Annotated in this window: 7 protein-coding genes; 1 reads left to right on the top strand and 6 read right to left on the bottom strand. The window is 40.5% G+C overall.

What is annotated here, in order from left to right; genetic code table 11:
* Positions 1–796: 796 nt before the first annotated feature.
* Positions 797–1,669 carry a nucleotidyltransferase-like protein gene (locus tag ABRT01_RS12610; protein ID WP_269410064.1) on the bottom strand — a complete coding sequence of 291 codons (873 nt, stop codon included), beginning with the start codon at positions 1,667–1,669 and terminating at the stop codon, positions 797–799.
* A 338-nt stretch (positions 1,670–2,007) separates the two neighbouring features.
* On the opposite strand from ABRT01_RS12610, the gene ABRT01_RS12605 reads away from it, so the two are divergent.
* Positions 2,008–2,403: a YgzB family protein gene (locus tag ABRT01_RS12605; protein WP_269410065.1), complete on the top strand. Its 396-nt coding sequence runs from the start codon at positions 2,008–2,010 to the stop codon at positions 2,401–2,403.
* Between the two features lie 87 nt (positions 2,404–2,490).
* On the opposite strand, the gene perR is transcribed toward ABRT01_RS12605, so the two are convergent.
* The 5 genes from perR to bcp form a co-directional block, all read right to left on the bottom strand.
* The gene (gene perR, locus ABRT01_RS12600; RefSeq protein WP_269410067.1) at positions 2,491–2,934 is read right to left on the bottom strand and encodes a peroxide-responsive transcriptional repressor PerR; all 444 of its coding nucleotides are present in this window, start codon (positions 2,932–2,934) and stop codon (positions 2,491–2,493) included.
* Positions 2,935–3,152: 218 nt separating this feature from the next.
* On the bottom strand, positions 3,153–3,713 hold the full coding sequence (locus ABRT01_RS12595) for a cob(I)yrinic acid a,c-diamide adenosyltransferase (protein WP_269410068.1): 561 nt from the start codon (positions 3,711–3,713) through the stop codon (positions 3,153–3,155).
* 2 nt (positions 3,714–3,715) lie between these two features.
* Positions 3,716–4,666, bottom strand: a complete 951-nt coding sequence (locus tag ABRT01_RS12590; protein WP_269410069.1) for a D-2-hydroxyacid dehydrogenase — start codon at positions 4,664–4,666, stop codon at positions 3,716–3,718.
* 83 nt (positions 4,667–4,749) lie between these two features.
* Complete coding sequence (locus tag ABRT01_RS12585; RefSeq protein WP_269410071.1) at positions 4,750–5,409, bottom strand: sugar transferase; 660 nt, start codon at positions 5,407–5,409, stop codon at positions 4,750–4,752.
* A gap of 119 nt (positions 5,410–5,528) precedes the next feature.
* Positions 5,529–5,999, bottom strand: coding sequence for a thioredoxin-dependent thiol peroxidase (gene bcp / locus ABRT01_RS12580; protein WP_269410072.1), 471 nt, complete (start codon positions 5,997–5,999; stop codon positions 5,529–5,531).
* Position 6,000 lies beyond the last annotated feature (1 nt).

Raw genomic sequence — 6,000 nt, 5'->3', positions numbered from 1 at the left:
TTCTAACCTCAACCTCTGACATCTGTTACATACTGGTTGTTTTGTTCAGTTTTCAAAGAGCAAATTTCTGATCACCGTCTCTTAACAGCGACTTTATTATAATACCATGATTTGCAATGTTATGTCAACAAGAAATTTTATTTTATTAATCTTGTTTGCTTTGTTCAATTGCGTTCATCTTGGCAACGAAATTAACTTTACCATGCATATAATACAAAGTCAACGCCTACTTTTATTAAAAAACTTTTCCTATTAATTGAAATCTTCCCTTTGACATTCAAAACTTATCGTGTCTTTCTCAACCGTCCGAACTTATACACTGTACCTCTCTCTAATAGCGCGTGCTCAAGAGGTGGATAAAGGTGGGCTTACGTCTCAGTCCTCCTGTTTGTTAAAATTCAAATTGGCGTGGTTTTGAACAGCGCGCTTATATAGGCTGTATTGACTTCGTTGTCCCATAACATGGAGAATTTCTTTTCATTAACGAGCTTACACTGGACGTGGTAACTGGACATTCGTCATTGAACATATCCATAATCAGTAAAAGCTTTATTATCTCAAAGGTTATTTCCATCGAACCCTTTGACATCCCTCAATGTCTGAATCTTAAATATGGATCCGCAAGCTCATCACAATTAACAACCTGCCATTTCCTGCAATAATGCTTTTAAGCCAAGGTTAACCACATCCATAATTATTAAACATCACCTTTTCATATTATTTAGTTCCAATAACAAACCCCCATTCGATAAAGAGATGTGTAACAACTGCATCCTTTACTGAATGGGGATTTCCATCAATCCATATCAACCCGGTACTTCCGATGGTAGACACCCGCACCCTTCGTTTCGGTTAATTCTGTTTGAATAATATCCTTTTCGATCAAGTAACTCATCATCGCTGTTAAATCAAGTGAATAGGCGGATACACGCGGCTCAGACACTAGTTCGCCGTACGTCCAGGGATCCTTCTTTGATTGAAGGACATCCAATAGATGCGCAGCTGATGTCTTTGCACGATTGGCAATCACATAGTCAGCGGCCAGAATCATCAGCTCTATTCGTTTGGTTAATTCCTCGTGGCTTTCAATTAGCTCATCATATAACTTATATACTTCCGGATCGATCGATTTCACCTGACTCCAAACAGTTACCTCGGGATGGTAGCCTTTTTCAATAACTGCAAGACGTGCCAAATAATGCAGTGAATTAACAATTCTGCTGTAAGCATCTTTATATTGTGCCGATTCATAAAGGTCTTTTGCATCACTATAGCTTTTAATCAGTTTGCCAAATTCGATAGCCTTACGTAAATCCCGTTTCTCTCGGGGGAATTCTCTTAACTGCTCTTGCAAATTTGCAATAAATTCATTCCGGTCAAAGATAACTTTTCCATGAACTAACCAAGCTATTGCCTTGCGATATCCACTTGTATCAATCCACTTCATTAACAGATCGTTGGTTACGACGTGCATGGCGGCTGTTTGGTCATTAAACTCATAATGCTTAACATGCCACGATGGATCTTGCTGCCTCACAATAATCAACAAAATGACATCGAAATTATCGGTAATTGTGCTATTAGGTTTCAGCTTTTCGATCACTAATACGCCGAGCGTGTTAACATCACTTGCTCGTTCCTGATAAATTGGCCGTAGTAAATCTTCCATTTCCATTCCTCCATTAAGTGAAGCTCCAATCGGTGAAGGGGCAACACATGGTTAATCAGATTGCTGTTATTCTTCAGTAATTGTCGGTTGAACGTATGTTAGTATTTGACTTTTCTCCACAAAAGGGACGTTGTTTTCCAGCCATATGTAAGGTAAGCATGTTCAAAAAGGGGCAGAATCACCCGTCCCATTTATTTTTATTCCATTTTATCCAGATATTGAACACGCTCAATAGTAATATAATTCGCCGAAAAACCGCAATATCCTTTTTCCGAAACGAAATATCGTTTAAAATATGCTATACTTGCTTGTGTACTATTGAAGGAGGAATACCACCCATGGCTGATCAACAAATAGTCTATTCCAGTAAAATCAATAAGATTCGTACTTTTGCCTTGAGCTTAATCTTTTTCGGGATTGCCCTTATGTATGTCGGTATTTTAACCAAAAAGATACCTTGGTTAATGGCGATCTTTTTCATTTTGGGAATGCTTGCGGTTATCTTTAGCTGTGTTGTTTACTTTTGGATCGGCATGTTGTCGACCAGGGCTGTGCCAATTATTTGTCCAAGCTGTGGCAAGCCAACTAAAATGCTGGGACGGGTTGATGCCTGTATGCACTGCAAGCAACCATTAACCCTCGATAAGGAACTCGAAGGCAAGGAATTTGATGAACGTTATAATAAACGGCGTTTCCGGGAAGAAATGAAGGCAAAAGAAAAAAATGGTGAATAACCAATGAGCGTGATCATAACAATATCTTCTGAACAACAAAAACACCAGCCGTAGTCATTTACAGCTGGTGTTTTCAAATAAAAAATATTAGTGCTTTTGTGTTTCAAGTCCCTGACAGTCTTCGCATTTCCCGTAAACTTCCAACCGGTGATGACTAACTTTAAATCCTGTCACCTGTTCGGCAAGTGACTCCACCTCATCCAGGCTTGGATAATGGAAATCAACAATCTTCCCACATTCTTCACAAATAATATGATAGTGTTGCGTTGTGTTACAATCAAAACGGCTGGATGAATCGCCATATGTCAATTCACGCACCAAGCCAATTTCCCTTAATACACGTAAATTATTATAGACGGTGGCAACACTCATATTGGGAAACTTCCCTTCAAGTGCCTTATAGATATCATCTGCTGTTGGGTGAGTACTGGAATTAAGCAAATATTCAAGAACCGCATGACGTTGTGGTGTGATCCTTACGCCTGATTCTTTTAAAGTACTAATCGCTTCACGCAATCTTTGTTCAGACATCGTCATGCACCCCACTTTCCTTTAATAATACAGAGGATGTTCAAAAAAAGAAATCCAAAAATTAACTGGTCAAATTATTAGATTGTAATTCTTATAATTAGTGTAACTGTTCCACTCAAGTTCTGTCAATACAAGTATATTCCCTTTCAAGAATTATTATCACCTGAAAATAATAAAGCAAGCATCTCCATATAGAAGATTATGCTTGCTTCTCATTTTTAAATATCTGCCTTCAGCGTTGTTTCAGTTCCGCCCAGGCTTTGGTTCACGTATCGTGCTGCTACAAATAAATAATCGGATAATCGATTTAAATAGGAGACAACAAGCGGGTTCGCCAGTTCAGACTCTAATCCGACGGCAGTACGTTCGGCACGTCTCGCTATCGTACGTGCAGTATGTAGCGCACTTGATGCACAATGACCGGACGGCAGGATAAAGTTATGCAATCGTTCCAAATGCTTGTCCCATGCATCAATTTGCCGTTCCAATTCATCAATGTACTCTTGTTTTAGTTTCCATTTTACTTCTTTATCATTGGGGGTCGCCAGCTCAGCTCCCACGTGAAATAAAATAGTCTGTACCCGGTGCATACTTTGCAGAAAGCTATCCTTTCCATCCCATTGTTCCTTATCCAAAAAGCTTAAGGCCAGTCCGATCATCGAATTTACTTCATCGCAGGTTCCATAAGCCTCCACCCGTAAATCATTTTTTGGCACCCGTTTTCCATATACTAATGATGTTGTACCTTTATCCCCTGATCGCGTATAAATTCGTACCACCGTTAATACCCCCTTGATACATCAATTTGGTTGATGAAGTCAGTCCGATTCTCCAGGTAAATCGATAAGTTTTTACTGAAAATCTCTAATGCCCTGGTGACATAATGTGGTGATAAACCTGATATATGTGGCGTAATTGTAATACGCTCTTCCTCCCAAAATGGACTGTTATCTGGAAGCGGTTCTTGTTCCTGGACATCCAAAACAGCATGGGCAATTTCCCTATTACGGACAGCCTGTAATAGTACATCACTTGCTACCACATCCCCGCGTCCCATGTTTAAAAAAACGGCATGTTCGGGCATAAGCTGAAAGTGTTTTTCCGTATAAAAATAGCTTGTTTCCGGTGTGCTTGGCAGGACTGACACGACAACATCTGCTTTTGGCAGCAATTTTTCCAACTCATGATTCGGATGATTTTCATCAAAATGTTCAACTGTTTTCCCACTTTTCGATACACCGATTGTCTGCATCCGGAATGCCTTGGCCAGACGTGCAACTTCTTGTCCGATTGCCCCTGCACCCACAATAAGCATCGTTTTCCCGTTTAGTTCCACGATGTGTATCTGCTTATCCCAAACATGGTTTGTCTCATTTTTAATAATTGTTTTGCTCTGGCGAAATACTTGCAAAAGCATCGCTATGGCATACTCAGCCATTGGTGTTTGATGGATGCCCCGTACATTGGTAACAAGAATATCCCGTTTTTCAATTGCTTTTAACGGCATTTTATCCATTCCCGCGGATAGGATCATCATCCATTTTAACTGTGTTGCCTGTTCAAGCAAATCAGCTGTCAAATCCCCTCCGTAAGTTACCAGCACCTCAGCTTCCGGCAAATAGGAAATAGCTTCATCCATTGTGTTACAAAACGTAAATGATTGTTCCGGAAACTGCTTCATTAGTCTTTCCCGGTGTTTGCTTGATGGTTGTGAAGAAAAAAGAATAGTCACTGGTTTTCCCTCCTTGCTTGATGCGTTCTCTTTCTATCGTAAACGTTTTCCGCTTATTTGAACAGAAAGAAGCTGGCTAAAATTTAATTAAGCGCCCTGCGAAAAAGGGAGTACCAAATGATTTTGATATCAAACCAGAATGAATAGTTACGCAAATAATAGAGATCATAGGCGATTTTCCGACCATGCTTTTCTTCGGTGACCAATCCGTTTGCTTGTGCATATCCGGTCATTCCCGGACGTATTTGCAGCCGCTTTTGTTGAACCACGTTATAATAATCGGCGAGTTCCGGTATTTCCGGCTGCGGACCAACCAAACTCATATCACCTTTTAAAATGTTCATGAATTGCGGTAACTTATCAAGCTTGTATTTATATAAAAATGCACCAATTTTTGTAACCCGAATCCCCGTATCTGCTTGTCGGATAAAGGAATCCGGCACCCCCTCTGTCCATGAATTCGCAAACGCGTATGGCGGAAAACCACGAATAACTCGCGATGGAACTGTGGTTGTCCGAAATGACCACATCGTAAAGATCCGATTATCCTTGCCTACCCGTTCCTCTCGCAGTAAACAGGGGGTTCCTTCTTTTTTACGGAGAATCATATAGATGATCAATATCACTGGCGCGGACAATAGCAACACCAGAAGACTGACCATCATATCGATTCCACGTTTCACACCTGAATATGCCGTTATCCTTCTGACTGTATACGTCCTTGTATCTTCTCTTAGTTCCATTCATTCCACCTCGTTAATAGATTTGTTAGTGATAGTCTATTCACAGGAGAGAAATGATAGAACATAAGAAAGACTAATACTAAAAAAGATAGCCCCGATCGAAGGACTATCCTTTGTTCCTATTCCTGATTGTCGCGAATGAATTGCAATGCTTCGTCCACGTGACCCTTGACCTGAACTTTGCGGAATTCTTTTTGTACCTTGCCTTCCTTATCAATAATAAACGTCGAACGCTCCAGTCCGTAACTCTCCTTGCCAAAGTTCTTCTTCAATTTCCACACGCCATATTCTTCAGCAACCTGATGATCTTCATCGGCCAAAAGTTGAAACGGTAAATCGTGTTTGTCAATGAATTTCTGATGACGATCGACTGGGTCTGGGCTCACCCCGATAATAACGGCATCAAGTTCACCAAAGCTTTCATGCTGATCGCGGAAGTCACAGGCCTCCGTTGTACAGCCGGGAGTCATATCTTTCGGATAAAAATAAAGAACAACATATTTTCCACGGAAATCCTTCAAGCTTACCTGCTCACCGTTTTGATTTGGTAATGTGAAATCTGGTGCTGTTTTTCCTACTTCAACAGACATG

Origin of the sequence: Lentibacillus sp. L22, from assembly GCF_040812445.1 — a bacterium.
Lineage (GTDB): Bacteria > Bacillota > Bacilli > Bacillales > Amphibacillaceae > Lentibacillus_C > Lentibacillus_C daqui.
Note: the sequence above shows the minus strand (reverse complement) of the source record. Positions and strands in the feature narration are given on the sequence as shown.

Excerpts from the sequence above, each read along its gene's own strand:
- ABRT01_RS12610 (WP_269410064.1), bottom strand. The coding sequence starts at position 1,669 with ATGGAAGATTTACTACGGCCAATTTATCAGGAACGAGCAAGTGATGTT.
- ABRT01_RS12605 (WP_269410065.1), top strand. The coding sequence starts at position 2,008 with ATGGCTGATCAACAAATAGTCTATTCCAGTAAAATCAATAAGATTCGT.
- perR (WP_269410067.1), bottom strand. The coding sequence starts at position 2,934 with ATGTCTGAACAAAGATTGCGTGAAGCGATTAGTACTTTAAAAGAATCA.
- ABRT01_RS12585 (WP_269410071.1), bottom strand. The coding sequence starts at position 5,409 with ATGGAACTAAGAGAAGATACAAGGACGTATACAGTCAGAAGGATAACG.
- bcp (WP_269410072.1), bottom strand. The coding sequence starts at position 5,999 with ATGTCTGTTGAAGTAGGAAAAACAGCACCAGATTTCACATTACCAAAT.